The 25,282-nt window shown below is 68.2% G+C and carries 18 protein-coding genes; 10 read left to right on the forward strand and 8 right to left on the reverse strand.

The annotated features are described in order from the left end of the window. The first annotated feature begins 100 nt into the window (after positions 1 to 100). The 6 genes from ACJ4V0_RS13840 to ACJ4V0_RS13865 all read left to right on the forward strand — a co-directional run bounded on the left by ACJ4V0_RS13840 (position 101) and on the right by ACJ4V0_RS13865 (position 7,313). On the forward strand, positions 101 to 865 hold the full coding sequence (locus ACJ4V0_RS13840) for an ABC transporter ATP-binding protein (RefSeq protein WP_448300171.1): 765 nt from the start codon (positions 101 to 103) through the stop codon (positions 863 to 865). Beyond that, the gene (locus ACJ4V0_RS13845; RefSeq protein WP_448300172.1) at positions 858 to 1,598 is read left to right on the forward strand and encodes an ABC transporter ATP-binding protein; all 741 of its coding nucleotides are present in this window, start codon (positions 858 to 860) and stop codon (positions 1,596 to 1,598) included. Before ACJ4V0_RS13840 ends, ACJ4V0_RS13845 begins: the two co-directional genes overlap by 8 nt. A 55-nt stretch (positions 1,599 to 1,653) precedes the next feature. Next, positions 1,654 to 2,880, forward strand: coding sequence for an ABC transporter substrate-binding protein (locus ACJ4V0_RS13850; protein ID WP_448300173.1), 1,227 nt, complete (start codon positions 1,654 to 1,656; stop codon positions 2,878 to 2,880). A gap of 60 nt (positions 2,881 to 2,940) precedes the next feature. Then, positions 2,941 to 3,828, forward strand: coding sequence for a branched-chain amino acid ABC transporter permease (locus ACJ4V0_RS13855; RefSeq protein WP_448300174.1), 888 nt, complete (start codon positions 2,941 to 2,943; stop codon positions 3,826 to 3,828). Further along, positions 3,828 to 4,817: a branched-chain amino acid ABC transporter permease gene (locus ACJ4V0_RS13860; protein WP_448300175.1), complete on the forward strand. Its 990-nt coding sequence runs from the start codon at positions 3,828 to 3,830 to the stop codon at positions 4,815 to 4,817. Before ACJ4V0_RS13855 ends, ACJ4V0_RS13860 begins: the two co-directional genes overlap by 1 nt. 186 nt (positions 4,818 to 5,003) lie before the next feature. Beyond that, positions 5,004 to 7,313, forward strand: coding sequence for an OmpA family protein (locus ACJ4V0_RS13865; protein WP_448300176.1), 2,310 nt, complete (start codon positions 5,004 to 5,006; stop codon positions 7,311 to 7,313). A gap of 54 nt (positions 7,314 to 7,367) precedes the next feature. On the opposite strand, the gene ACJ4V0_RS13870 is transcribed toward ACJ4V0_RS13865, so the two are convergent. From ACJ4V0_RS13870 to ACJ4V0_RS13890, 5 genes are all read right to left on the reverse strand, one after another. Next, positions 7,368 to 8,138, reverse strand: coding sequence for a GNAT family N-acetyltransferase (locus tag ACJ4V0_RS13870; protein WP_448300177.1), 771 nt, complete (start codon positions 8,136 to 8,138; stop codon positions 7,368 to 7,370). 1 nt (position 8,139) lies between these two features. After that, positions 8,140 to 9,393 (reverse strand): glycosyltransferase family 2 protein, encoded by a 1,254-nt coding sequence (locus ACJ4V0_RS13875; protein ID WP_448300178.1) that lies wholly within the window; start codon positions 9,391 to 9,393, stop codon positions 8,140 to 8,142. Positions 9,394 to 9,407: 14 nt separating this feature from the next. Further along, positions 9,408 to 11,609: a DegT/DnrJ/EryC1/StrS family aminotransferase gene (locus tag ACJ4V0_RS13880; RefSeq protein ID WP_448300179.1), complete on the reverse strand. Its 2,202-nt coding sequence runs from the start codon at positions 11,607 to 11,609 to the stop codon at positions 9,408 to 9,410. Positions 11,610 to 11,616: 7 nt separating this feature from the next. Beyond that, the gene (rfbF, locus tag ACJ4V0_RS13885) at positions 11,617 to 12,423 is read right to left on the reverse strand and encodes a glucose-1-phosphate cytidylyltransferase (RefSeq protein ID WP_448300180.1); all 807 of its coding nucleotides are present in this window, start codon (positions 12,421 to 12,423) and stop codon (positions 11,617 to 11,619) included. A gap of 91 nt (positions 12,424 to 12,514) precedes the next feature. After that, positions 12,515 to 12,877, reverse strand: coding sequence for a hypothetical protein (locus ACJ4V0_RS13890; RefSeq protein ID WP_448300181.1), 363 nt, complete (start codon positions 12,875 to 12,877; stop codon positions 12,515 to 12,517). A gap of 243 nt (positions 12,878 to 13,120) precedes the next feature. On the opposite strand from ACJ4V0_RS13890, the gene ACJ4V0_RS13895 reads away from it, so the two are divergent. The 4 genes from ACJ4V0_RS13895 (at position 13,121) to ACJ4V0_RS13910 (ending at position 19,452) form a co-directional block, all read left to right on the forward strand. Continuing rightward, positions 13,121 to 14,224 carry a flagellin N-terminal helical domain-containing protein gene (locus tag ACJ4V0_RS13895; RefSeq protein ID WP_448300182.1) on the forward strand — a complete coding sequence of 368 codons (1,104 nt, stop codon included), beginning with the start codon at positions 13,121 to 13,123 and terminating at the stop codon, positions 14,222 to 14,224. A gap of 240 nt (positions 14,225 to 14,464) precedes the next feature. After that, positions 14,465 to 15,568 carry a flagellin N-terminal helical domain-containing protein gene (locus ACJ4V0_RS13900; protein ID WP_448300183.1) on the forward strand — a complete coding sequence of 368 codons (1,104 nt, stop codon included), beginning with the start codon at positions 14,465 to 14,467 and terminating at the stop codon, positions 15,566 to 15,568. Positions 15,569 to 15,841: 273 nt separating this feature from the next. Beyond that, positions 15,842 to 16,945 carry a flagellin N-terminal helical domain-containing protein gene (locus tag ACJ4V0_RS13905; protein ID WP_448300184.1) on the forward strand — a complete coding sequence of 368 codons (1,104 nt, stop codon included), beginning with the start codon at positions 15,842 to 15,844 and terminating at the stop codon, positions 16,943 to 16,945. A gap of 155 nt (positions 16,946 to 17,100) precedes the next feature. Then, positions 17,101 to 19,452, forward strand: coding sequence for an O-linked N-acetylglucosamine transferase family protein (locus ACJ4V0_RS13910; RefSeq protein WP_448300185.1), 2,352 nt, complete (start codon positions 17,101 to 17,103; stop codon positions 19,450 to 19,452). On the opposite strand, the gene ACJ4V0_RS13915 is transcribed toward ACJ4V0_RS13910, so the two are convergent. Genes ACJ4V0_RS13915 through ACJ4V0_RS13925 form a run of 3 tightly spaced genes read right to left on the reverse strand, consistent with a single transcriptional unit; the run spans position 19,435 to position 25,067 of the window. Next, positions 19,435 to 22,788: an error-prone DNA polymerase gene (locus tag ACJ4V0_RS13915; protein WP_448300186.1), complete on the reverse strand. Its 3,354-nt coding sequence runs from the start codon at positions 22,786 to 22,788 to the stop codon at positions 19,435 to 19,437. The genes ACJ4V0_RS13910 and ACJ4V0_RS13915 overlap by 18 nt on opposite strands. A 7-nt stretch (positions 22,789 to 22,795) precedes the next feature. Then, complete coding sequence (locus ACJ4V0_RS13920) at positions 22,796 to 24,337, reverse strand: Y-family DNA polymerase (protein ID WP_448300242.1); 1,542 nt, start codon at positions 24,335 to 24,337, stop codon at positions 22,796 to 22,798. Next, positions 24,246 to 25,067, reverse strand: a complete 822-nt coding sequence (locus ACJ4V0_RS13925; protein WP_448300187.1) for an ImuA family protein — start codon at positions 25,065 to 25,067, stop codon at positions 24,246 to 24,248. The genes ACJ4V0_RS13920 and ACJ4V0_RS13925 overlap by 92 nt, the downstream gene beginning before the upstream one ends. Positions 25,068 to 25,282: the final 215 nt, after the last annotated feature.

Below are 25,282 nucleotides of genomic sequence, written 5' to 3' on the forward strand. Positions count from 1 at the left end.
TCCGTCGTTAGACATGACGTCGCAGTCAGGTTTTGGATTGACTATCGCTTCCGTGCCATGCAGCAATGCCGGCCAACGCACGGGCAAAAGAACAGAGTGCATGGTGGGAACGAACGAAGAGATCATTCTGCAGACGCAGGGTCTGACGAAGGACTTCAAGGGCTTCACGGCGGTGAGCGACGTGGACCTTGCCGTTCGGCGGGGGACCATCCACGCCCTGATCGGCCCTAACGGCGCCGGCAAGACGACCTGCTTCAACCTGCTGACGAAGTTCCTCATCCCGACCCGCGGGACGATCACCTACAAGGGGCAGGACATCACGCGGACGAAGCCGGCCGACATCGCCCGGCTGGGGCTCGTCCGCTCGTTCCAGATCTCGGCGGTCTTTCCGCATCTCTCGGTGCTGGAGAATGTGCGGATCGCCCTGCAGCGCAAGCGGGGTGACAGCTTCGACTTCTGGAACTCGGAAACCGTCCTGAAATCGCTCGACGCCGAGGCACAGAGCCTGGTCGAGGCCGTCGGTCTCGCCGAGTTCTCCCGCGTCCAGGCGGTCGAACTGTCCTATGGCCGCAAGCGGGCGCTGGAGATCGCCACCACGCTGGCGCTCGACCCGGAAATGATGCTGCTCGACGAGCCGATGGCCGGCATGGGCCACGAGGATGTCGACCGCATCGCCGAACTGATCCGCCGCGTCTCGGCCAACCGCACCATCCTGATGGTGGAGCACAACCTGTCGGTCGTCGCCTCGCTTTCCGACTTCATCACGGTGCTGGCGCGCGGCAAGGTCCTGGCCGAGGGCAACTACGCCACGGTGTCGAAGGATCCCCGCGTGATCGAAGCCTATATCGGAGCCGGTCATGGCTGAGGCGGCAATGGACCTGACCCGCGACGCGACGGTGAAACCGATGCTGGAAGTGCGTGACCTGCACGCCTGGTACGGCGAGTCGCATGTCCTGCACGGCGTCAATCTCGACGTCGGCGAGGGCGAGGTGGTGACGCTGCTCGGCCGCAACGGCGCCGGCAAGACGACCACGCTGAAGTCCATCATCGGCATCATGAGCAAGCGCTCGGGATCCATCCGCTACGAGGGCGCGGAGACCGTCGACATGTCCTCGCGCGCCATCGCGAAACTCGGCATCGGCTATGTGCCCGAGGAGCGCGGCATCTTCTCCTCCCTTTCGGTCGAGGAGAACCTGATGCTGCCGCCGCAGGTGCGCCCCGGCGGCATGAGCGTCGATCAGATCTTCGAGCTCTTCCCCAACATCAAGGAGCGTCTCACCAGCCAGGGCACCAAGCTCTCCGGCGGCGAGCAGCAGATGCTCGCCATCGCCCGCATCCTGCGCACGGGCGCCAAGTTTCTGCTGCTGGACGAGCCCACCGAAGGGCTCGCTCCCGTCATCATCGAGCAGATCGGGCGGACCATCGCGCGCTTGAAACGCGAGGGTTTCACGATCATCCTCGTCGAACAGAACTTCCGCTTCGCCCAGACGGTGGCCGACCGCCATTATCTCGTCGAGCAGGGGCGCGTGGTGGACATGATCCCCAACGCCGATCTCGAGCGGAATATCGACAAGCTGCACGCCCATCTGGGCGTGTAAGCTGCGCAACAACAAGAAAATCCGACTTTTCCGGACCCCATAGGAGGAAGCCAGTATGACCATGTTCCGAATGAACCGCCGCTCCGTGATGGCAGGCGCCGCCGCCACCGCCTTCACCGCCCGCTCGATGGCGCAGGCCCAGCAGCCCATCAACGTCAAGATCGGCGTGCTGAACGACCGGTCCGGCCTCTACGCCGACCTGACCGGCGAGGGCTCGGCCATCGCCGCGCGTATGGCCGTGGAAGACTTCGGCGCCGCCGCCAAGGGCCTCAACGTCCAGATCGTCGCCGCCGACCACCAGAACAAGCCTGACGTTGGCGCCAACATCGCCCGCCAGTGGTACGACAACGACGCCGTCGACGCGATCGCCGACGTTCCGACCTCCTCCGTGGCGCTGGCCGTCAACCAGATCACTCGCGAGAAGAACAAGATCCACCTGAACTCCGGCGCTGCAACCTCCGACCTCACGGGCGCCCAGTGCTCGCCGAACACGGTACACTGGACCTACGACACCTACATGCTGTCGCAGGGCACCGGCGGCGCCATGGTGAAGGCCGGTGGCGACACCTGGTTCTTCCTGACCGCCGACTATGCCTTCGGCCATGCGCTGGAGCGCGATACCATGGCCGTCGTCCAGCGCAACGGCGGCCGCGTGCTCGGGGCCGTCCGCACGCCCTTCCCCGGCACGGACTTCTCCTCGTTCCTGCTGCAGGCCCAGGCCTCGCGCGCCAAGGTCATCGGCCTTGCCAATGCCGGCGGCGACACGGTCAACTCGATCAAGCAGGCCGCCGAGTTCGGCATCACCGCGGGCGGCCAGAAGCTCGCCGGCCTTCTCGTCTTCGTCATGGACGTCCACGCCCTCGGCCTGCAGACGGCGCAGGGCCTGGTACTGACCGAGACCTTCTACTGGGATCTCAACGACAGCACCCGCGCCTGGTCGCGCCGCTTCGCGCCGCAGCGTGGCGGCAACATGCCGACCATGGTGCAGGCCGGCGTCTATGGCGCGACGCTGCACTACCTGAAGGCCATCGCCGCGACGAAGACCAAGGACCCGGCGCAGGTCATGGCCTGGATGAAGGCCAACGAGACCGACGACCCGCTGTTCGGCAAGGGCACGATCCGCGCCGACGGCCGGAAGCTGCACCCGGCCTATCTGTTCGAGGTGAAGAAGCCCTCCGAGTCCAAGGGCCCGTGGGACTACTACAAGCTGCTGGCCACGCTGCCGGCCGAGGAGGCGTTCCGGCCGCTCAGCGCCAACGCCTGCCCGCTCGTTCGTTCCTGATCCGACCAGCATCCGGGGCGCCGCACGGCGGCGCCCCGCCTTCTCCGGGATCCGCAGTCCATGTTCGAGCTTCTAGGCATTCCGCCCCAGGCCCTTTTCGGACAGCTCCTTCTGGGGCTGATCAACGGCTCGTTCTACGCGATCCTCAGTCTCGGCCTCGCCGTCATCTTCGGCCTGCTCAACATCATCAACTTCACCCACGGCGCGCAGTACATGATGGGCGCCTTCATCGCCTGGGTGCTGCTCAACTGGGCCGGCATCGGCTACTGGCCCTCGCTGCTCCTGGCCCCCCTCATCGCCGGCGTCTCCGGCGTCATCGTCGAACGCCTCTTCCTCAAGCGCCTGTATCACCTCGACCATCTCTACGGGCTTCTGCTCACCTTCGGTCTCGCCCTCATCATCCAGGGCCTGTTCCGCAACTATTTCGGCTCTTCCGGCCTGCCCTACCAGATCCCCGCCGAACTGCGCGGCGGCCAGAACCTCGGCTTCATGTTCCTGCCGAATTATCGCGGCTGGGTGGTCGTCGCCTCGCTGATCGTCTGCCTCGCCACCTGGTTCGTCATCGAGAAGACGCGGCTCGGCGCCTATCTCAGGGCCGCCACCGAGAACCCGACGCTCACGCAGGCCTTCGGCATCAACGTGCCGCTGCTGATCACGCTGACCTACGGCTTCGGCGTAGGGCTTGCGGCCTTCGCTGGCGTGCTCGCCGCCCCGATCTACTCGGTCAACCCCAACATGGGCGCCGACCTTATCATCGTCGTCTTCGCCGTGGTGGTCATCGGCGGCATGGGTTCGATCCTCGGCGCCATCGTCACCGGCTTCGGCCTCGGCATCGTCGAGGGCCTGACCAAGGTCTTCTATCCTGAGGCCTCGGCCACCGTCATCTTCATCATCATGGCCATCGTGTTGCTCGTGAAGCCCGCCGGCCTCTTCGGGAGGACCGCCTGATGGCCGAGGTCACCATCGCCGCTCCCGTGTCCGATCCGGCCGCCGCGTCGGACCATGTCGCCCTGCACCGCTCGCTGTTCATCGCATTGGCGGCGCTGCTGGTCGTGCTGCCGTTCATTCCGGTGATCGGCTATCCGTTCTTCCTGATGAAGGTGCTGTGCTTCGCGCTGTTCGCCTGCGCCTTCAACCTCATGCTCGGTTATGGCGGCCTGCTGTCCTTCGGCCATGCCGCCTATTTCGGCTTCGCCGCTTATGTCTCGGCCTATACGGCCAAGCACTGGGGGCTGACGCCCGAGCTCTCCATCCTCCTCGGCACGGCCTCCGGGGCGGGTCTGGGACTTGTCTTCGGCTCGCTGGCCATCCGCCGGCAGGGCATCTACTTCGCCATGATCACGCTCGCGCTGGCGCAGATGGTCTATTTCTTCTCGCTGCAGACACCGAAGTTCACGGGCGGCGAGGACGGCATCCAGGCCGTTCCGCGGAACCATCTCTTCGGCGTGCTGCCGCTCGGCAACGACACGACGACCTACTATCTCGTCGCCGGCATCTTCCTGGCCGGCGTCCTGCTCATCTACCGCATCATCCATTCGCCCTTCGGGCAGGTGCTGAAGGCGATCCGCGACAACGAGGCGCGCGCCGTCTCGCTCGGCTATCGGGTCAACCAGTACAAGCTCGCGGTCTTCGTCCTCTCGGCCTCGCTCGCCGGGCTGGCCGGCGCCACCAAGGCGATCGCCGTTCAGCTCGCCTCGCTGACAGACGTGCACTGGAGCATGTCGGGCGAGGTGGTGCTGATGACCCTCGTCGGCGGCATGGGCACCGTTTTCGGCCCCATCGTCGGCGCTGCCGTCATCATCTCCATGCAGAACTTCCTTGCCGGCCTCGGCGACTGGGTCACCATCCTGCAGGGGATCATCTTCGTCATCTGCGTGCTGGTGTTCCGCGAGGGAATCGTCGGCGTCATCGGGAAGTGGCTGAAGAAGCCGCTCTGACCCGCCGCGGTCTCCGGCACGTCCACTCTCTGCGTTCCGCATGGAACGTTTGAAGATGAACAACGTTAAGGCAAATACCTCGACCTGCCGCCTGATGGTCGCGATTGCGCCGCCTTTTCGGGGTGGCATGGCCTACGAAAGCGTTGGCCTCCGTGCCGGCGCGATGAACCCTCTGGGAGTTGGACCATGACTGCCATGAAACGTGCGCTGCTCGCCGGCACGATCCTGCCGGGCCTGTTGGCGGCGCCGGCCTTCGCGCAGGTGTTGCGCATGGATGCGCCGGTGCTGCTGGCGCAGGCCGAGCAACCCGATCCCCGCCGGCCGGGGGCACGTCCGGGCGCCCCGCCGCCGCAGCAGGCGCGTCCTCCCGCCCAGGTTCGCCCGCCGGTCGCGCCCGTCCAGCCGCGTGCGCCGGTCGTTCAGCAGCCGAGCGTGGCCCCGCCCGTGCAGCGCCAGGCGGCTCCTCCTCCCGCCATTCGGCAGGTCGCTCCGCCCCCGGCGGTCCGTCAGGCCGCCCCCCCGCCTGCGGTGCGTCAGGCTGCTCCGCCGACGGTCCGTCAGGTCGATCCTCCGCCGGCCGTCCGGCAGGCTGCTCCGCCCCCAGCCGTTCGCCAGCCCACTCCGCCTCCGGCAGTGCGTCAGGCCCCGCCTCCGGCCGTGGGAGGGCGCACCGCGCCCCCGCCGGTTCAGGGTCAGCCGGCACGCGGTGTCCCGCCGCAGGCAACTCCGCCGGCCGTCGCCGCGCCGCAGCAGACCCGTCCCGGCACGCCCGGCGCCATTCGTCCGGCTGACGGTCGCCCGCCTTTCGGCGGCACGCCGCCCGGACAGACGGCGCAGCCTCCCGCCGGCCAGCGCCCGCCCGTCGCAGGGCAGCCGGTCCCCGGCACGCCCACGGCACAACCCGGCACGACAGCGCCCGGCACGCCCCCGCGCGGTGGTATTGGCCAGCGCGGTCCCGGAACGCCCGGAACGCCCGGCACTCCCGGCGTGGCGCAGCCTCCCGGTACGCCGCCGCCGGCCATTGGCCAGCGCGTTCCCGGTGCCCCCGGAACTCCCGGCGTGGCGCAGCCTCCCGGCACGCCGCCGCCGGCCATCGGCCAGCGCGGTCCCGGAATGCCCGGCGCTCCCGGTGTGGCGCAGCCTCCCGGCACGCCGCCGCCGGCCATCGGCCAGCGTGGCCCCGGCGCGCCCGGCACTCCCGGCGTCGCGCAGCCTCCCGGCACGCCGCCGCCGGCCATCGGCCAGCGTGGCCCCGGCGCGCCCGGCACTCCCGGCGTCGCCCAGCCTCCCGGCACGCCGCCGCCGGCCATCGGCCAGCGTGGCCCCGGCGCGCCCGGCACGCCTCCCGGCGTCGCCCAGCCTCCCGGCACGGTTCCGGGGGCGGTGCAGCCTCCCGCCGTCGGACAGCGCGGACCGGGCATGCCCGGCACGGCTCCTCCCGGGGCTGCTCCCGGCGGCTTTGCCGGCGGCCAGCCTCCGAGCGGACCTCCGGAGCAGCGGCGCGGCTCGCGCATCGGCCCCGCCGGTGCAGCAGCCATCGGCGTCGGCGCCGGCCTGATCGGCGGCTTCATGCTGAGCCAGGGCGCCCGTGCCGAGCGGGTCGATCAGGTTCGCGAACGCCGCCGCGAATTCACGCAGGATGGTGTGACGGTCATCCATGAGCCCGGGCGGACCATTGTCCGAGATGGAGAAGGGGTGTTCATCCGCCACGACGAGACCGCGCGCTTCCGCGATCTCGGCGGTGATTTCCGCACCGAGCGGCGCGGCAACGAGATGGTTTCGTTCTACGACCGGCCGGGCGGCATACGCGTCATCACGGTGACCGACGACAACGGCCAGCTCGTCCGCCGCATCCGCCGCTATCCCGACGGTCGCGAGGTCATTCTCATCGACAATTCCTTCAGGCCCCGCGCACGGACGTTCGAGGATCAGATCATCGTGCTTCCGCCGCCGCAATATTCCATGGCGCGCGAACGCTACATCGTCGATGCCGGTGTCGCGGACGAGGACCTGATTTACGAGACGCTGACAGCGCCTCCCGTGCAGCGGCCGCCGCGGCGCTATACGCTGGACGAAGTGCGTCACAGCCCCACGGTGCGCGCCTATACGCGCAGCGTCGACGTCGACACGATCAATTTCGATCTCGGTTCCTGGGAGGTGAAGCCTGATCAGGTGAGCCGCCTCGACAAGATTGCCGCGGCGCTCGGAAGGGCCATCACGGCCAATCCGAACGAGGTGTTCCTGATCGAAGGCCATACGGACCTCGTCGGCAACGACGTGGACAACCTGTCGCTGTCGGATCGTCGCGCCCAGGCGGTCGCCGCGGTGCTGACGCAGTCCTACAACATCCCGCCGGAAAACCTGACGACGCAGGGCTATGGCGAGCAGTATCCGAAGGTTCAGACGGAAGCTGCCTCGCGCGAGAACCGGCGCGTGACGCTGCGCCGGGTGACGGAACTGCTCAACCAGCAGAACACGCAGGCACCGCAACAGTAAGCGGCGACGCGACCTGAATGAACGGGACGGGCGCCTTCGGGCGCCCGTTTCGCGTCATGGGCGGTGAAGATGCAGGCCGATCAGGGTCTCGTGCGCCTGGAAGCCGAGGCGGGCATAGAGGTTCAGCACGCCCAGATTGGCCGCTGAGATCACGGTCTCGACGCGCCGGACGCCGTCCTGCCTCAGCCGGCCGAGGACAGCGCTCCAGAAAGGATGGGCGAGGACGGCCTGCTCCGGCCGCGTGCCGCCGAGGACGAACTCGGCCGTGCCGTCCTCGACCCTGAAGGCCAGGAACGCGCCCGGCTTCTCTCCAACATCGGAGACCAGCACCCGGGCCTTGCCGGCGAGCAGGCCCTCCATCCAGTCGATCTGGCGGCGGCGGTTGACCTCAGGGTCGATGGCGGGGTCTTCGGCGAAGCGACCATAGCGGAACGTGCCGGCGGCCTGCTCGATCAGCGCCGGGGCATCTTCGGGACGCGCCTCGCGCAGCGCCATCGCGCGTCCGGTTGCGGGCAGCGCGAAGCGGGCGAGATTGGCATAGCGCAGGCGCAGCACCGTCTCGACATAGCGGAAGCCGGCCGTCTGCAGCCGGGATACGGCGACGCGGCGCTCGGCCGAGAGACGCACGGTGATGAGACCGGCCCGATGCTCCCGGCAGATGTCATCGAATGCTTGGAAGAGGTCATCGTCGGTGCCGATTCCCTGTTCGGTCGCCAGCGCCAGGGAGACGATGTCGAGGGTCGGGCGGCCAAGGGCGCGGGCATCCCATGGCGTGTCGCGCAAGACCATCTGCGCACCGCCTTCGCCAACCAGTGCGATGGTCATGTCAGGGCGGCGTGCGCCGGAAGGCGGCGTGCAGGTCCAGCACCAGGTCATTCGGCCCGACGATATCGGCCGGCGGCGGCTGGACGAGGGCGAAGGCCTTCGGCGTGTCGGATGCGGCGCGCGGATCGCGGCGGCGGATAATGGCCGCGCGGATCGCGGGGTTGAGGCTTTCCAGCGTGTCGTCGGCGATGAGGTCGTCGAGGACAAGGAGAGGGCGCGCCTGCGCCCGCGCCTCGGCAACGAGCGTCTCGATGGCGCAGAGACCCGACACCACCGGTCGCATGTCGGGATGGCAGCCGGGCTGCCCATAGGCCCGGACGCGGCGGTCGAGATGATAGGCATGGCTCCAGTTGCCGGCCTGGACATGCAGGTTGATGGCGACCTGCATCCGCTTCAGCGTGAAGTCCTGGAAACGCCGCAGCAGGGTGGCCGACTGCACCGGGTCGGCGAGCGGCGCTGGCTCGATGAACGAGGCGAAGAACTCGATCCCTCCGCGGAAGCGGTCCCATCCGTCCATGGTCTCGCTGTTGCCGGAGTGGTTGACGCCGCCCTTGGAGATGGCGGTGACGCGGGCGAAGGGGCGCGGCGCGAACAGGACCGAGCCGACGGTCAGCGCGCGGGCGAGATGGGCGAAGTAGTGGAAGACGAAGCCGGTCACCGGCTCGATTACGTCATGTACGACATCGGTGCGGATGATGAACCATTCCGGGAAGATGTGGTGATCGAGGAGATAGTCGAGGCAGCGGGCGTGCTCGCCCTGCCGGAATGTCCGCTCGCCGTCGATGCGGTAGAAGGTGCCGATCTCCGCGTTGTCGCGGGTCTCGTCGATGAGCATCCACGGCGCCTGAATCATCACGAGGTCTGGATCGGCAGAGAGGCGGCCGAGATAGTCGATGACGACATCGGGCACGAGCAGGTCGTCGTCGCCCACCCAGATCGCGAACTCGCCGCGCGCCTGACGCCAGCTGTAGAGGAAGTTCCCGTAGGCGCCGATGTTCTCGGTCTGGCGGACCGAGCGGATGCGCGGCTCGTCCTTCGCCCAACGGGCCACGATCTCGGCGGTGTCGTCGGTCGAGCAGTTGTCCGAGACGAGGATCTCGAAGTCGATGCCGCGCGCGGTGAAGGCGTCGATGTGGTGGCTGAAGAAGCGGTCGAGATACTGGGCGCGGTTGTAGGTCGGCAGCGCGATGGTGACGAGCGGGCGCGTCGCCGGAGCGACGGCGGGCGGCGTCAGGGCGGCGGCGCTGGCGGGCATGGCGGGTCCGATCGTCAGGCGGCGCGGCGGGCGTGCCGCGCGAGAATGGATTTCAGCGAGCGCGACACCCGCGCGGCGACGTCGCGGGTGACGTTGTAGCCGCTCGGCAGGTTGATGCCCGTCGGCGAGATCGCATAGGCGTTGGGATTGCGCGCTGGCGCTCCCGCGGCCGAGGGCTGGCTGCGGAAGGCAGGCTGCCAGCTGAGGGGATAGAAGAAGGGCCGGGTGTCGATGCCGTCGGCGCCCATTTCGGCCGCCACCTGCTGCTTGAGGAGGCCGAGGGCGGGGTCGAGCACCGCCGTGACCATCCAGTAGGAGTTGAACACCTGCGGCGGCTCGGCGTTGAGCGTCAGGCCGGGGACCCCGGAGAGTTCCTCCGCATAGAAGGCGAAGATGTCGCGTTTCAGCACGATGAGCTCGTCGAGGCGCTCCATCTGGGCGATGCCCATCGCGGCCTGCATCGACGACATGCGGTACTTGAAGCCGACCTCCTCGGTGATCAGCGCGCGCGAGGTCGGATGGCGGCCCTGGTCGCGCAGGATGTTGACGCGCTCGGCGAGCGCATCGTCGTCGGTGACCAGCATGCCGCCCTCGCCGGTGGTCACCGTCTTGGAACCGTGGAAGGAGAAGACGGAGGCGCGGCCGAAGGAGCCGGCCGGCTTGCCGCGATAGCGCGAGCCGATGGCCTCCGCCGCGTCCTCGATCAGGATGATGCCGGCGTCGCGGGCGATCGCCTCGAGGCGCGCCCAGTCCGCCATGCCGCCGTAGAGGTCGACCACGATGGCGGCCTTCGTGCGCGGCGTGGTGGCGGCGGCGAAGCTCGCCGGCGACATGCACCAGGTCACGGGGTCGATGTCGCAGAAGACCGGGGTGGCGCCGACCTGCACGATGGGGGAGGCGGTGGCGACCCAGGTGCATTCGGGGACGATGACCTCGTCGCCGGGACCGATGTTCAGGCCGGCGAGGGCGAGGTGGATGGCCGAAGTGCAATGGGCCAGCGAGATGGCGTGCTTGCGGCCGGTCTGCTCGGTGACCATGGCCTCGAAGCGCAGGTTGTAGGCGGCATGATTGGCGAACCAGCCGTTCCTTGCCGCATCCGCGACGAGGTCGATCTCGCGCTGGGTGATGGAGGGGCCGGCGACCGGGACGCGCTCGCGCGCGGCGGTGAGCGGCGCGGTGTCGGGCAGGCCCTTCCAGGTGAGGTCTGCGGCCAGCGCGCCCTTCTCCATCAGGTGCTTCAGGCGGGCGAGGCGGACATAGCGCTGCCCCGTGAGGTCGGCGGCGGAGGTCCGGCCGGCCATGGCGGCAACCAATTCCCTCGCCCCCGAGGTCGCCGTGTGGAGGAAGCGGAAGTCCGGAAAGGCGCGGGCGAATTTCGAGAAGTCGACCCGGTACGAGCGCGGGTCGATGGTGTTGCCCTCGGCGAAGGTGACCTTCGAACCCGGAACGGCCTCGGCGACGATGGCGGCGATGTCGCGGACGAAGTGGTTCTCGCCGTTCTGGCCGATGTTGAAAGCCTCGCCCCTGACCGCGGCCGGATCAGCCGCGAGAATCGCGGCGGCAGCGCGGGCGAGGTCGCGGACGTGAAGGAGCGGCCGCCAGGCGAGACCGCTCGACAGCAGCTTCACCTCGCCGGTGGACAGCGCCGAACAGACGAGATTGTTCAGGACGAGATCGGTGCGCACCCGGGGCGACAGGCCGTAGCAGGTGGCGTTGCGCATGAAGGTCGGGGCGAAGCTCGCGTCGGCGAGTGCGAGCAGGCCCGTTTCGGAGTCCACCTTGCTCGACGCGTAAGCCGTCAACGGATTGACCGGCGCTGTCTCGTCGAGCAGCAGGTCGGGATTGCCGGCACCGTAGATCGAGCAGGACGAGGCGAAGATGAAGCGGGAGACGCCTGCGGCCTTGGCCATCGTCGCCAGCGCAACCGTCGCGTCGCGGTTGATGGCGGCGGTGAGTTCCGGGGCGAGGTCGCCCATGGGGTCGTTGGACAGCGCGGCGAGATGGAGGATGGCGTCGAAGCCGGCGAGGTCCTGCGCCGTCACATGGCGAACGTCCTTGGCTATGACGCGCGGCGGATCGGCCGGTTCCATGCCCTCCGTGTGGCAGGGTGCGAAGTAGCCGGTGTCGAGGCCGGTGACCTCGTGCCCGGCCTCGGCGAGGACTGCCGTGGCAACCGAGCCGACATAGCCGGCATGGCCGGTGATCAGAACCTTCATCTCAGCCTCATGCCGCCGCCGCCGAGCGGACAGGCTCGTCGGTCCACGTCTTCCACGGCGCCTTGCCGCTGTCCCACAGGCCCTGCAGCAGGCGCAGCTCGCGCAGCGTGTCGACGCACTGCCAGAAGCCGTCGTGCCGGTAGGCGCCGAGCTTGCCCTCGCGGGCGAGCCGCTCGTAGAGCGCCACCTCAAGCGAGCCGTCGTCGCCGTCGAGCGCCAGATAGTCGAAGACGCCCGGCTCGAAGACCGCGAAGCCGCCGTTGATCCAGCCCTCGCCGGTCTGCGGCTTCTCGACGAAGCCGGCGACGTCCTCGCCGTCAAAACGGATGCCGCCGAAGCGGGCAGGGGGGTGGACGGCGGTGATGGTCGCAAGGTGCCCCTGGGCGCGATGCTGGGCGATCACTGCATCGATGGAGACGTCGGAGACGCCGTCTCCGTAGGTGACGAGGAACGGCGCGCCGTCGAGATGGGGTTTGAGCCGCAGGATGCGTCCGCCCGTATTGGTGTCGAGGCCGGTGTTGACGATCCGCACCCGCCAGTTGTCGAAGGCGGGCCCCGACCGCAGCACCCTGCCGCGGCGGGTATCGACCATGAGGTCGCCGGCCATGCGGACCTCGTCGAGGAAGAAGCGCTTGATGACGTCGGCTTTGTAGCCGCCGGCGATGATGAAGTCGTCGAAGCCCTGCGCCGCGTAGTGGCGCATGATGTGCCACAGGATCGGCCGCCCGCCGACGTCGACCATCGGCTTCGGCTTCACGTCGGTTTCTTCGGAGATCCTGGTTCCGCGTCCACCCGCGAGAATGACCACCCGCATCTTGTCGCCCCTGGCCCGCACCGGGATTGGAGCATGGGCGGTTATGGTAAACGGATGGTAAAGGATCGGAGCGGTCCGGACGCCGTTGCCGTCAGGTCTGGGAGACCGTGTCGCGGCGCGCCAGGGCGAGCTCCATGAGCGCGGCTTCGCGCTCGACGATCATGCGGGCGTGGTCGAGGGCGACGGCGTAGTCGCCGTCGAACAGCGCGAACTGCATGCCGATGACGAGGGGACGGGCGCTCGGCATGGCCTCGAGGATGAGAGCGACACGGGCGGCGAGATCGGCGTGATCGACGGCATCGAAGCCCTTCAGTAGGATTTCCTGCACCAGAAAGGCGATGCTCTTGCCGATGGTGTCGATCTCCTCGACGCGGAGGAGAAGGCCGAGTTCCCGGACCTCGGACGTCGTCACGCCGGAGGGAAGAGGCAGTGTCCCGTTGTCCTGTCCCGCCATGAATCACCTCCCTCGCCCGTGACCCTTAAGTAATTTGTCAAGGTTAACAATTCCTAAATAAAGTAGAATTCGTGTTGTGTTTACCATCACTTTGAAGTCTTTAAAGCTCACCAAAGAAAAAAGCCTTTTTTAATCGCCGAAAGCCACAGTCGGTGTGCCTTCGAGAACTGAAGGCCCTCCCAGAATGCGGAGGCGTCATCGTCTGCCCCTCAGAAGCAGGGGTCCCTAGGAAAGGGTACTACAATGTCTGACATCACCATCTCGCGCGGCGTTCGCTCCAACCTTCTCTCCCTGCAGAACATCGCGTCGCAGCGTGAGACGATCCAGGGCCGCCTCGCCTCGGGCAAGAAGGTCAACTCGGCCCTCGACAACCCGACCAACTTCTTCACCGCCGCTTCGCTCAACTCGCGTTCCAACGACCTCGGCGCCCTGCTCGACTCGATGTCGAACGGCATCAAGACCTTGGAAGCGGCCGACAACGGCCTGAAGTCGATCACCAAGACGGTCGAATCGCTGCAGTCGGCGATCCGCCAGGCCCGTCAGGACAAGTCATGGCAGGGTGAGAGCTATGCCTTCACGGCCACCTCCGGCACGGGCGACATCGTCTTCACCGGCGGCGCCGTCGGCACCACCGCCGTCACGGTCGCCGTTTCGGCCAACGCCTCGGTCGACGACGTCGTCGCCTCGATCAACGGCAACTCGTCGCTGACGTCCAAGGTTCGCGCCTCGAACGACAACGGCAAGCTGCGCATCGAGAACCTGTCCACTTCGGACCTGACGGTCACCGACACCGCGGTCGCCACCACCGGCACCGGCGGCACGATCGGCGGCAACACGGTTCGCGCCGACCTCATCACGCAGTTCAACGACCTGCGCCAGCAGCTCGACCGCACCGCGGAAGACGCCTCCTTCAACGGCATCAACCTGCTGCGCGGCGACGCCCTGTCGATCACCTTCAACGAGACCGGTTCGTCTTCGCTGAACATCCAGTCCAAGAACGGCGATGCGATCAACTCGACCAACCTCGGGATCAACGCCCAGGCGACGTCGGTGGCCGACTCGGACGCCGGTCTCGACGCGGTGCTGACGGATCTGTCCACGGCGCTGGGTTCGCTGCGGTCGCAGTCCTCGGCCTTCGGTTCCAACCTCTCCATGGTTCAGAACCGCCAGGACTTCACCAAGTCGATGATGAACACGCTGCGCGGCGGTGCGGACAACCTCACCCTCGCCGACCAGAACGAGGAAGGCGCCAACCTGCTCGCGCTCAACACCCGCGCGCAGCTCGCAACCTCGGCCCTGTCCTTCGCCTCGCAGGGCGACCAGCAGGTCCTCCAGTTCCTCCGCTGATCTCATCCCTCACCGGAAGAGACGAAAGGGCGGCCTTCGGGCCGCCCTTTTTGCATTGATGCGGTGCCGTTGCGGAATTTGTGAGCATTAATCTCCCATAAACCTTGAAAACTGTCGGAACATTAAGACTAACGCATCAATGTGATACCGCCTTCAAGGAAAGAAGGCCCTCCCGAACCGGGGGGTGTACCCCACCCTCTCGGTGCTGCTGAGGGGCCCTAGAAAAGGGACTTGCGTATCATGTCTGACATCACCATTTCGCGCGGCGTCCGCTCGAACCTTCTGGCCCTGCAGAACATCGCCGCCGGCCGTGAGACCATCCAGGGCCGCCTCGCCTCGGGCAAGAAGGTCAATTCGGCCCTCGACAACCCGACCAACTTCTTCACCGCCGCTTCGCTCAACTCGCGCGGCAACGACCTCGGCTCCCTGCTGGACTCTATGTCCAACGGCATCAAGACCCTGGAAGCCGCCGACAACGGTCTGAAGTCGATCACCAAGACGGTCGAGTCGCTGCAGTCGACGATCCGCCAGGCCCGTCAGGACAAGTCGTGGCAGGGCGAGAGCTATGCCTTCACCGCCACGGCCGGCACGGGCGACATCGTCTTCACCGGCGGCGCCGTCGGCATCACCGCGGTCACGGTTGCGGTTTCGGCCAACGCCTCCGTCGACGATGTCGTCGCCTCGATCAACGGCAACTCGTCGCTGACGTCCAAGGTTCGCGCCTCGAACGACAACGGCAAGCTCCGCATCGAGAACCTGTCGACGGCCGACCTGACCGTCGCCGACACGGCCGACGCCACCACCGGCACCGGCGGCACGATCGGCGGCAACACGGTTCGCGCCGACCTGATCAAGCAGTTCAACGACCTGCGCCAGCAGCTCGACCGCACCGCGGAGGACGCCTCCTTCAACGGCATCAATCTGCTGCGTGGCGATGCCCTCGCCATCACCTTCAACGAGACGGGCTCGTCCTCGATCACGATCCAGTCGAAGGGTGGCGAGTCGATCAACGCGACCAATCTCGGCATCGATACGCAGGTGACATCTGTGGCCGATTCCGACACAGGACTGGACTCGATCCTGTCGGATCTCTCCACGGCGCTCGGATCACTGCGGTCGCAGTCCTCGGCCTTCGGTTCGAACCTCTCGGTGGTGCAGAACCGCCAGGACTTCACCAAGTCGATGATCAACACGCTGCGCGGTGGTGCGGACAACCTCACCCTCGCCGACCAGAACGAGGAAGGCGCCAACCTGCTCGCGCTCAACACCCGCGCGCAGCTCGCAACCTCGGCCCTGTCCTTCGCCTCGCAGGGCGACCAGCAGGTCCTCCAGTTCCTCCGCTGATCCCTCCGTCACGGGACGGTACGAAAGGGCGGCCCTCGGGCCGCCCTTTTTACGTTTCCGGCAGCCTTCGCAGGGAGCCTTCTCGCGTAAGGGATGGTCAAGGATAATGGCCGGTGTCCGGACATGGTAAAAAACTTCTGCTCGTATGCGCTTTTTTAACGATGTCCGGTGCATCGTGATCCCGCCTTCGAGAATTGAAGGCCCTCCCAGGATGTGGAGGTTGCGTATCGACCACCCCTCAGAAGCAGGGGTCCCTAGGAGAGGGCAGTATCCATGTCTGACATCACCATCTCGCGCGGCGTCCGCTCGAACCTTCTCGCGCTGCAGAACATCTCCTCGCTGCGTGAAACCATTCAGGGCCGCCTCGCTTCCGGCAAGAAGGTCAACTCGGCCCTCGATAACCCGACGAACTTCTTCACCGCAGCCGCCCTCAACTCGCGCGGCAACGACCTCGGCGCCCTGCTGGACTCCATGTCCAACGGCATCAAGACCCTGGAAGCGGCCGACAACGGCCTGAAGTCGATCACCCGCACCGTCGAGTCGCTCCAGTCCTCGATCCGCCAGGCCCGTCAGGACAAGTCCTGGAAGGGCGAGAGCTATGCCTTCACCGCCACGGCCGGCACCGGCGACATCGTCTTCACCGGCGGCGCCGTCGGCATCACCGCCGTCACGGTCGCGGTTTCGGCCAACGCCTCCGTCGACGACGTCGTCGCCTCGATCAACGGCAACTCGTCGCTGACGTCCAAGGTTCGCGCCTCGAACGACAACGGCAAGCTCCGCATCGAGAACCTGTCGACGGCCGACCTGACGGTCACCGACACGGCCGACGCCACCACCGGCACCGGCGGCACGATCGGCGGCAACACGGTCCGCGCCGATCTGATCACGCAGTTCAACGATCTGCGCCAGCAGCTCGACCGCACCGCGGAGGATGCCTCCTTCAACGGCATCAACCTGCTCCGCGGCGACGCCCTGTCGATCACCTTCAACGAGACGGGTTCGTCCTCGATCACGATCCAGTCGAAGGGTGGCGAGTCCATCAACTCGACCAACCTCGGGATCAACGCCCAGTCCGCCGCGGTGGCCGACACGGACAGCGGCCTCGACGCGATCCTCACCGACCTGTCCTCGGCGATGAGCTCGCTCCGGTCGCAGTCCTCGGCCTTCGGTTCGAACCTCTCGGTGGTGCAGAACCGCCAGGACTTCACCAAGTCGATGATCAACACGCTGCGCGGTGGTGCGGACAACCTCACCCTCGCCGACCAGAACGAGGAAGGCGCCAACCTGCTCGCGCTCAACACCCGCGCGCAGCTCGCAACCTCGGCCCTGTCCTTCGCCTCGCAGGGCGACCAGCAGGTCCTCCAGTTCCTCCGCTGATCCCTCCGTCACCGGACGACACGAAAGGGCGGCCCTCGGGCCGCCCTTTTCATTTGGACGCGCCGCGTTAGAGCGGCCTTAACCATCTTTGCCAACAGTGCGGCCAGGACAGGACGCGGACCCGCGGCCTCACTCATGCGTCGACGGAGACCGCCATGGCCCGCGCACTGGAATGGACCCGGCCGCTCGACGAGCGCACCCTCAAGCACGCCGTCGATTATGCGACGCAGTCGGCGGAGGCCGCCCTGCTGCGCGGTGAAGCGTCGATCGCCCTGCGCATCGGTCGCCAGCTCGGGCTCGCCCAGCCGGAGGTGGCGGCCCATCGCGACCTCGCGATGCGCGCCTCGGGCGTGCAGGACGCGGCGTCCGATGTCATCGCACGGCACGCCGGCAGCTCCGATCCGGAGACGATCAACGCGCTGGCGGCCGCCCATCTCTCGCGCGGCGACCTGATGGCGGCGAGCCAGCTCTGGCTGTCGCTCGCCCGGGCCGACTCCAGCCGCGCCGATGCCTTTCTGAGCTTCGCATGGTGCATGGTCCGCGCCGGCAATATCGAAAGCGCGGAGCCGATCGTCGCCCACCTCTCGCGCATGACCAGTCATCCGAAGATCGATGCGGTCAGCATGATGATCGCCATGGCGCGGGGCGACTTCGATGGCGCGCTGCTGCTGGCGCAGAAGGCCCTTGCCAGCGACCCCGAGGCTCATGTCTGGCTGCCGTTGGGTCCGGTTTTCGCCAGTTCCGGCGTCGCGAACGAGGCGTCCTTCGCGCTCGGCATGCGGCTCGAGGACCTGAGTTCGCTCCTGCATCTCTACGAGGTCGGCCAGCACGTGCAGGCGGGGCGCAACCGCGAGGCCGTGGCAGGCGCCGACGTCGCGCTGGCCCTTGTACCCGATGACCGCTGGGCCTCGATGTTCAAGATCATGGCGCTGATGGCGTCCGAGGACAAACTCGGCGCCGCCCAGGCGCAGGCGGCGCTCGCCGCCGCCACCGGCGCGCGGCTGGATGTGTTGACGCGGCTGATCGACCTCCTGTTCGACGCCAGCGCCCATCAGCAGGTCGTCGATCTCGGCCGCATCGTGCGCGAGCGCCTGCCGCAGCACAGCGCGCTTCTGTCCACCATCGCCCATGCGGCGTCGCACGTGGTCGAGATGGATCTCGCCGACGAGATTCTGGCCTCGCTCGAACCGCTTGAGGAGACCATCACCAGGGCCGGCCTCTCGCCGTTCATGGTGCTCGCCATGACCGACGATCCGGCCATCCAGCGCATCGCCTCGGAGCGGCGCGGACGCACCCTGCCGGGGCCGAGCGAGCCGCTGGCCGTGCCGCTGCCCTTGCCGCCGGAGCGGGGCGAGCGGCTGCGTGTCGGCTACTACTCCAACGATTTCCACAACCACGCGACGCTGAAGCTGCTGACCGAGGCGCTCGAGAGCACCGATCGCAGCCGCTTCGAGGTCGTCGCCTATTCCTACGACGCCTTTGCCGAGGACGCCGAGCGCGTTCGCCTCAAGGCTGCCGTCGACCGCTTCGCCGATGTGACCATGCTCACGGAGACGGAAACCGCCAGCCTCATCCGGAGCGACGGCATCCACGTGCTCGTCGACCTCAAGGGCTATACGGGCGGCTCCCGGCTCAGCCTTCTCAAGTACCGGGCGGCCCCCATCCAGGTGAACTGGCTGGGCTATCCCGGCACCTACGGCCTCGCGGAGGCCGACTACATCATCGCCGACCCCTTCATCATCCCCGAGGGAGCCGAGGCCGGCTACTCGGAGGCCGTGGCGAGGCTGCCGGATTCCTACCAGCCGAACCGGCGCAACCGCGACGTCGTAGAGCCGCCGACCCGCGAGATGGTGGGGCTGCCGGAGACGGGTTTCGTCTTCGCGTCCTTCAACCATGTCTACAAGGTTGGTGGCACGCTGTTCGCCGCCTGGATGGACATCCTGAAGGCGGTTCCGGGCTCGGTGCTCTGGCTCCTGTCGAAGGATCCCTCGATCGGCGAGCGCCTGAGGGCGCGGGCCGAGGCTCATGGGGTCGACCCGTCGCGGCTCGTCTTCGGCCCGGTGATGGACAATGCCTATCACCTCGCGCGCTACAACCTTGTCGACCTCGCCCTCGACACCTATCCGGTCGGCTCGCACACAACGGCCAGCGACGCGCTCTGGATGGGTGCGCCGCTGCTGGCGCTGTCCGGCCGCAGCTTCGTCTCGCGGGTCTCGGGCAGCATCCTCAGGGCGGCGGGCATGGAGCAGCTCATCGCCGCCAGCTTCGACGAGTACAAGGCCAAAGCCATCGCCATCGGCAACGATCCGGGAATGGCGGCCGGGCTGCGCGAGACGCTGCTGCGCAACCGCGAGAGCGTTCCGCTGTTCGATCCGGCCCGGTTCGCCGAGCATCTCGGCCGTGCCTACGAGACGATGGTCGACATCTGGCGTCGCGGCGAGGCGCCGCACGGCTTCGACGTGCCCTCGGTCGACGCGCAGCCGGCGCGCTCAGTGGAAGTCGCGTGACTTCGGCAGGATCCTGACGTCGCGCGGGTGACGGCCGCCTGTCCGCGGATATTGCGGCCGGGCGACCTCGTCGGCGCGGGCCAGCGTCGCCCGCATGGAATCCTCCGACAGCAGTTGCAGGTCCGCCGTGCGGTCGATGATGGTCTCGGCCATGAGGTGGACGACGCCCTCGGGGCTCTTCTGGATGATGCCGTCGACGACCAGCAGCCGCGCCCCCATGATCGCCCGGCGGAAGCGCTCCATGCGGCGGGCCCAGAGCACGACATTGGTGATGCCGGTCTCGTCCTCCAGAGTGATGAAGATGGCGGTGCCCTTGCCCGGCCGCTGGCGCACCAGCACGACGCCGGCGATGCGGCCGCGCTGGTGGTTCTGCCCGGCTGATATCTCGGCGCAGGTGGCGATGCCCTCCGCCCTCAGGCGGTCGCGCAGGAATTGCATCGGGTGGGCCTTCAGCGACAGGCGCACCGTCTGGTAGTCGGCGACGACGTGCTCGGAGAGCGGCATGGCGGGAAGCCGGGCCTCGGCCTCTTCGCCAAGCTCGCGGGCGTCGGCTGCGGCGAAGAGCGGCAGTGGCCGGTCGTCGGGCAGCCGCCGAACGGCCCAGAGCGCCTCGCGCCGGTCGAGGCCGATGGAGCGGAAGGCGTCCGCGTCGGCGAGGATGTGCAGCGCGCGGGCGGGCAGGGCGCAGCGCCGTGCGACATCTTCGATGTCGGTGAAGGGGCGCCCGCGGGCCGCGACGAGGCGCTCCGCCCAGGCCTCGTGGAAGCCGTCCAACTGGCGGAAGCCGAGGCGGAGGGCGAGCGGCGCGGCCCCCTCCTCGCGCTCGAGGCTGTTGTCCCAGTCGCTCGCATTCACATCGACGGCGCGAACCTCGACGCCGTGGTCGCGCGCGTCCCTGACGATCTGGGCCGGTGCGTAGAATCCCATCGGCTGGGAGTTGAGCAGGGCGCAGGCGAAGATCGCGGGATGGTGGCATTTGATCCAGGAGGAGATGTAGACGAGCTTGGCGAAGGAGGCGGCGTGGCTCTCGGGAAAGCCGTAGCTGCCGAAGCCCTTGATCTGGTCGAAGCAGCGCTGGGCGAAGGCCGGATCATAGCCGCGCGCCACCATGCGGCTGACCATCAGCGTCTCGAAGCGATGCATGGTGCCGACATTGCGGAAGGTCGCCATGGCGCGGCGCAGGCCGTTGGCCTCGTCGGCGGTGAATTTCGCCGCCACCATGGCGAGGCGCATGGCCTGCTCCTGGAACAGCGGTACGCCATAGGTCTTGCGCAGCACCTGGTAGAGTTCGTCGGGCGACCCATGCCCGGGTGCGGGCGAGGGATAGCTTACCGGCTCGATGCCGCTGCGGCGGCGCAGATAGGGATGCACCATGTCGCCCTCGATGGGACCGGGGCGGACGATGGCGACCTGGATGACCAGATCGTAGAATTCGCGCGGCTTCAGGCGCGGCAGCATGTTGATCTGCGCCCGGCTCTCGACCTGGAAGACGCCGATGGAATCGCCCCGGCAGAGCATGTCGTAGACGCGCGCATCCGCCTGCGGGACCGTGGCCAGGTCGAGATCCTCGCCCTCGTGCGCGCGGATGAGGTCGAAGGCCTTGCGGATGCAGGTGAGCATGCCGAGGGCCAGCACGTCGACCTTCATCAGTTCGAGCGTGCCGATGTCGTCCTTGTCCCATTCGATGAAGGTGCGGTCCTCCATGGCTGCATGTCCGATGGGCACCATTTCGTCGAGCCGGCCGCGGGCAAGCACGAACCCGCCGACATGCTGGGAGAGATGCCGTGGAAAGCCGAGCAGGCGGGTGGCGAGATCGACCGCCCGGCGGATGGCGGGGTTCTGCGGGTCTAGGCCGGCGGAGCGGATGTAGCTGTCGCCGATCTCGGTGCCCCAGCTGCCCCAGACCATGCCGGCGAGGCGGCCGGTGACGTCCTCGGTGAGACCAAGCGCCTTGCCGACCTCGCGGATGGCGCTGCGCGGCCGGTAGCTGATGACGGTGGCGGCGATGCCGGCGCGCTCGCGGCCATAGCGCCCGTAGATGTGCTGGATGATCTCCTCGCGCCGCTCATGCTCGAAATCGACGTCGATGTCGGGAGGCTCGCGGCGCTCCGAGGAGATGAAGCGCGCGAAGAGGACGTCGTGCTCGGCCGGGTCCACGGCGGTGATGCCGAGCGCGTAGCAGACGGCGGAATTGGCTGCCGATCCGCGCCCCTGGCAGAGGATGCCCCTGTTCTCCGCGACGCGGACGATGTCGACGATGGTGAGGAAGTAGCGGGCATAGCCGAGTTCGGCGATGAGGGCGAACTCCTGCCGGATCAGGTCACGCACCTTGTCGGGGATGCCCTGCGGATATCGCGTCTCCGCCCTTTGCCAGGTGATGTGCTCAAGCCAGGCCTGGGCCGTCCAGCCGGGAGGCACCGGCTCGTCGGGATATTCGTACCTGAGTTCGCCGAGGGTGAAGTCGACACGGGCCAAGAGGTGCTGCGTCTCGGCGATCGCCTCCGGGCAATCCGCAAAGAGCCGCGCCATCTCGGCGGCCGGTTTCAGGTGCCGCTCGGCATTGGCCTCGAGCAGCAGGCCGGCGTCGTCGATGGTGACGCCTTCGCGGATGCAGGTGAGCACGTCCTGCAGGTCGCGCTGGCCGGGTGCATGATAGAGTACGTCGTTGATGGCCATCAGCGGCACGCCCGTCGCCCCGCTGATGCGCTTCAGGGCGGCGAGCCGGCGCCGGTCGTCGCCCTGCCGGCCCATGGTCGCGCCCAGCCAGACCGAGCCGCCGGCCACCTCCGCGAGTCTGCCCAGCGTGGAGGCCAGCGCCTCGATGTTGCTGTCCGGCATGGCGATCAGCAGGAGGTCGCGCGTATCGGCGAGGAGATCGTCGAGGGTGAGAAGGCATTCGCCCTTGCCGCCACGCAGGTTGCCGGTGGTGAGCAGGCGGCAGAGCCGCGCCCAGCCGCGCCGGTTCGCCGGGTAGGCGACGATGTCGGGAGCGCCGTCGGAAAAGACGAAGCGGGTGCCGACCGCCAGCTGGAAGCGCTCCGCGGCCGCCTTGAACTGTGCATGGGTGAAGCCGAAGGCCTCGGCCTGCGGGTTCTCGATCCAGACGAACTCGCCGGGCGATGATCCCTCGCGCACCTTGTCCGGCGGTATGAGGCCCTCCGTTCTGATCTCCTTGAGCACGGCATAGGCGCGCACCACGCCAGCCACCGTGTTGCGGTCGGCGATGCCGATGCCGGTGTGGCCGAGCAGCAGCGCGGTCAGCACCAGGTCGCGGGCATGGGACGCGCCGCGCAGGAAGGAGAAATTGGTGTGGGTGGCAAGCTCGGCATAGGCCATGGGCGCCTCACGCAAAGAGGCCATGGACGAACCAGCGGGGAGCCGCCGTCTCGGTGCCGTAGAGGCCCTGGCGGAACACCCAGAACCGCCGGCCGTCGCGATCCTCGAGACAGTAATAGTCACGGGTGAGCGCACCTTCCCCGTCGCGCCACCATTCGGCGGCAATGCGCTCGGGCCCTTCGGCGCGGGCGATCTGGTGGGTGGTGCGACGCCAGTGGAAGGTGGCCGGCGGCCCGTCCGGCACCTCGGCGAGGGTCTCGATCGGCTGTGGGGGGTCGAAGAGCTGCAGCGGCCGGGAAAGCGGCCGCGTGGCGCGCACGGCTGGCCAGGCCGGCCCGGTGCCGACGGCGATGGCGGGCAGCACCGTCTCGGCGCGTTCGGGGATGTGGGAGCGCCGGTCGATGATGCGCAGCACGCTGTCGCGGCCGAAGCGGGCAACGAGATGGTCGATGAGCGCCACCGTTCCCGTGTCGGCCTCGCCGCGCCCGTCGAGGCGGGCCTGGCGAGGGGCGAGGACTTCCGTGCGCAGCAGCGACAGGCGGATCAGATCGAAGCCGAAACCGGGATCGGAGGGGTCGTCGAGGAGGTGCATCTTTTCGGCGAAGAGCCGCATGAGGGCGGCATGGTCGCGCGACGGCTCGCCGGTCTCCACCGCAATGCGCCGGACGACGCCATCGGTGCGGAAGACACTCGCCTCGAACAGCCGCCCGCCCTCGCCGCGCTCCTCCAGCGTCGCGACCGCCTTGCCGAGGATGAGGCCGAGCGCGGCGAGGAGATCCTCACGCCGCGCCACCGGTTCGGCAAAGCGGCGCTCGACCATGCAGGCCGCCACCGCCCGGCGGGGCGTCAGGCGGGCGTCCTCCCAGCCGGTGAGACGACGCAGCCGCGTCGCCAGGGCCGCGCCGAAGCGGGCCACCAGAATCTCGCTCGGCCGGGCGGCAAGGTCGCCGATGGTTTTCAGCCCGGCGCGGGTGAGCGCCAGCACGATGGCCGGATCGCCGCCGAGCGCCGCGACGGGCAGGGGCGCGACGGCCTGCGCCTCGCCGCCCGGCGGGACGATGGCGCGGGCGCCGTGGCGGGCGAGGGCGGAGGCCGCCTCGGGCGTTCCGGCGATGGTCGCCCGCGCCGTCAGGCCGGCGCTGGCGAGGCGGCGCAGGAGATCCTCGCGCAGCAGGGCCTCGCCGCCGAAGAGATGGGCGCAGCCGGTAATGTCGAGGATGAACCCCTCGGGGGGCTCCAGGGCGACGAGCGGCGTGTAGCGGTCGGCCGCGTCCGCCAGCCGTTCGAGAAACCGCCGGTCTGCCGCGGCATCGTGCTCCAGAGCCGTGATGTCCGGTACGCAGGCGCGGGCATCGGCGAGCTTCTGGCCGGGGTGGAGGCCGAGGCTACGGGCGCGTGCGTCGACCGCTGCGATGCGCAGGGCGCCCGCCACCTTCTCCGTGAGCACGAGCGGGACGTCATCCGGCACGCCGGAAGGGCAGGGGCGGCTGGACGGGCCATGGGAGGGCTTCTGTAGCCGGCGCAACCGCTCGGTCGGCAGGAAGGGCATCCAGACGGCCAGGTAGCGCCGTCCGTTCGCGGAAGCGACGGTGTTCACGATCCCACTCCATGGGCCAGTCGCGGGGAGGAATGCCGGCCCTGTGGCGCAGCAGGGTGACGGAAAAGGCGGGAAGTCCGGGCAGGCCGGCTTGCTTGTCCTGCGAAAGGGCGGCGCGGACCTGCCAGCGCGAGGTGGCGGCGGAGGCGGCCGGCACCGCATCGGCCCGTGTCACGAGCACGGTGACGCCGCTGGCCGCCGCCGCGAGCGACAGGCGCCGGCTTGCGGTCAGGTCGAGGACCTTCGGCGCCCCCCAGATCTCGGCGAGGACGGTGCCGACGGTCGCGCACTGGGCCGCCTCGTGGGCTGCCTTCAGCACGTCCTCCGCAGTGCGCGCCCGCACCAGCACCAGACGGCCAGGATCGAGCCCGAGGGCGGCGATGCCATGGCCATAGGGCCGCCCGAACTCCTGATCGAACATCCGCTGGCGCACCCACACCACCGGCGCCGACGGAGTGGCGCAAATGGCGAGCGCCAGGGCGAAGCCGGTGGCGGCAGGGCCATGGGCGGGGCTCGCGGCAAAGATCTCATGCAGGCTGGCGCGGCTGAGCCCGCCGCCGAGCGCGCCATCCAACTCCGGCAGGCCGAGGGAAAAATGCGGCAGCGCCGAGGGCATGACCCCCCGCTCCATACGCGCAAGGGTCCCCTTCAGCGCCGCGAGAGTGTCGCGTCGCATGGTCATGTATGTTCCTGTTATGTTCTTATCAAAGGATGAGCAGCCACGCGAGTCAAGGCGCCCCGACTCAACCGTGCGGCGAACCCATGGGCAGAGGCCAGGGAAACGGCAGGATTCCGGCCCGGAATCCTGTCGGCTGCGCGATATCGCGCGCCGCCCGCATATTCGCGGGCTTCCGTCGGCCGACGCAGGCAAGACGCAGACGGCAGATGTTCTCGCGC

It is taken from the genome of Phreatobacter aquiterrae (assembly GCF_053471285.1).